The sequence below is a fragment of the Poinsettia branch-inducing phytoplasma str. JR1 genome (assembly GCF_000309465.1).
GTDB lineage: Bacteria > Bacillota_I > Bacilli_A > Acholeplasmatales > Acholeplasmataceae > Phytoplasma > Phytoplasma pruni.
On sequence record NZ_AKIK01000103.1, the window covers coordinates 1 to 2,451 of the forward strand.

General features: G+C 27.8%; 4 protein-coding genes. All 4 read left to right on the top strand.

All coding sequences use genetic code 11. The features are described 5' to 3' along the window. The first annotated feature begins 340 nt into the window (after positions 1-340). Genes ON17_RS03275 through ON17_RS02325 form a run of 4 tightly spaced genes read left to right on the top strand, consistent with a single transcriptional unit; the run spans position 341 to position 2,316 of the window. Entirely contained in the window at positions 341-550 is a 210-nt protein-coding gene (locus tag ON17_RS03275) for a hypothetical protein (RefSeq protein ID WP_152411664.1), read from the top strand. After that, the gene (locus tag ON17_RS03410; RefSeq protein ID WP_083858417.1) at positions 543-686 is read left to right on the top strand and encodes an AAA family ATPase; all 144 of its coding nucleotides are present in this window, start codon (positions 543-545) and stop codon (positions 684-686) included. The genes ON17_RS03275 and ON17_RS03410 overlap by 8 nt, the downstream gene beginning before the upstream one ends. After that, complete coding sequence (locus ON17_RS02320) at positions 655-1,749, top strand: AAA family ATPase (RefSeq protein WP_017191886.1); 1,095 nt, start codon at positions 655-657, stop codon at positions 1,747-1,749. Before ON17_RS03410 ends, ON17_RS02320 begins: the two co-directional genes overlap by 32 nt. 48 nt (positions 1,750-1,797) lie before the next feature. Continuing rightward, positions 1,798-2,316: a hypothetical protein gene (locus ON17_RS02325; RefSeq protein WP_152411665.1), complete on the top strand. Its 519-nt coding sequence runs from the start codon at positions 1,798-1,800 to the stop codon at positions 2,314-2,316. The last annotated feature ends 135 nt before the right edge of the window (positions 2,317-2,451 follow it).

Here is a 2,451-nt window from a genome sequence, read left to right on the forward strand (position 1 = left end):
AATATTTTTTTTATGTTATTATATAGCAAATTAATAAGTAATTTTTTCTAAAAGATATTTGTTTTAGAAAAATTAGTTGTTATTTTTTAGTACCATTTCGTTAGGTCTCGCCCTAATATACTCGTTTCTTTCCGTTATTTAAAACATTATAACATAGGACAATAAATCATCAATATATCCTTAAATTGGTAATAAAAATATTTTTTGAGATAAAATAAACTTTGTAAAATTATTTATATCAAATCATTTTCAAAAACTTAAAGAAAGGAATTTTTTCCAAATAAATAAAGCTGTTAAAACATGTCTAATTTTGAGTATTTTAATGATAATGTCGATCTTTTTGATAAAAATGAATGCTAATTACGTTGCTGGTATAGGTAGACCGAGAAATATAAACACTAATGATTCTAATAAAACTGATAAAGCTGGCAAAACCATTAACTTTTCTGATGTAGCAGGTATGGAAGAAGAAAAAAATTTAATGAAAATCATTATTGATTTTTTAAAAAAAACCTCCAAAATACGAAGACGCGGGAGCTCACATGCCTAAAGGAGTTTTATTATATGGTCCTCCGGGAACAGGTAAAACTTATTTAGCCAAAGCAGTCGCTGGAGAAGCTCAAGTAAATTTTAAAGCTGTTTTCTGGTACAGAATTGCTGCCTCATTTCATCGGTGGTGGAGCTAAAAATCTGGAAAAACTTTTTGAAGATTTAAAAAAGAATGCTCCTAGTATTTTATTTATTGATGAAATTGACACTTTCGGAGGGAAAAGAAATGATAACAATAACAAAGAAAAAGAATTGTTGATTGAACTTTTAACCCAAATGGACGGTTTTAAAACTAAATCTGATAAGGTACCTGTGGTGGTTATTGCAGCTACCAACCGAAAAGAAATCTTAGATGAAGCTTTATTAAGACCAGGAAGATTTGATTATTTAGTTGAAGTGGGTTTGCCTGATATTAACGTTCGTGAAGCGGTTTTAAAATTGAAAGCTAAAAATAAAAAACTCTCAGAAGAAATAGATTTACGCCAGTTAGCTGAAGAAACGCAAGGGCTAAATATGTCTCAATTAGATTCGCTTTTAAATACAGCAGTTCTACTCCAAATAGAAAAAAACCTTCCTTCGATCAACCATCAAGTCATTGAAGAAGCAAAAGAAAATCTTTTATTAGGTTTATCCAAAACGACTAAAAAATATAATATAGATGAAAAAAGGATGGTTTCCTTACATCAAGCGGGTAAAATATTAGTCAACGGCGTTTTACAAACCCATTGGATGAGTTCTTTGTCTACAGTCCCTCATAATAACGATAAATTAATTGTGTTAACCAATAAAACTCAAAACGAAAATATCGCTAATAAAGAAAGATTGCTAAAAGAACTAACTGTTCTTTTAGCAGGCAAAGCCGGCGAAAATGTGGATGATGATTGGATTGATAAAACACAAGACGATTTAGAAGAAGCACATGATAAGGCGGATGAAATATTGGCGATATTAAGTTATGACTTAGTTTCTGCCAAAGATAAAGAAGAAATTAAAAAAGAAATTTTAACTAAATGTTTTTTCGACGCCAAAGCGATTATTACTTCTAACCGAACTTTATTCGACCGATTAACTCATGAATTACAAAATAACCCTTCTATCGACAAAAAAACGATAACTTCTCTTCTTTCCAATCAAGAGTTAAAAAATTTAAATAACGATTCAACATCTAAAATAAATGTTGATTTTTACCAAGAAAAATAAATGATGGTTTTGTTGATTTTTCTGTTTACTTTGATGGAAATAGGTTTTTTGGTTTATTTATGGATTAATAAAAAACAAAAATTATTCTTTAAACCTCAACAATGGAAAAATTGTTGCAATATTAAAACAGTAATAATGTTTATTGTCCTCCTTTTATGGTCTTTTTCTCTTTGTTTTTACCACTACCGTAATATCAAAAGATCAGAAGTTGTCAAACCTTTATCCACTGTTGAATTATTCGATAAAATCGAAAAACATCAAATAAAAAATATTGTAGTTATAACTGAAAATAGTTTGTTGGATGGACTGTATTATCAAGTTTTAACAGAAGATAAAATGGGCCATTTATTTGAAAACGAAATGAAACCAACTTTACATGCGCAAATGTTGAATAAAATTCATAATCATAAAATTAAAGATTTTCATTTTAAAGAAGCGAAAACTTTTAATTTATTGAGTTTTTCCTTAAAAATGATTTTAACTATATCTTCTCTGATCTTTACTGTTTCTATTTTAACGAATATTAAAAAAATTCATCTTCAAAACAAGATGTCTCATTCCGAATAAATATCTTAATTTCTGTCTTTGTCTATAAAGATTTTGAAAAACAAAATAAAGATTATTTTTCACACCTAAAATAAGTTCTTTTTCGTCGGGACTTGTTTTTTTTTTTTTTGTGTATAATAATTTTTAATAATTTAA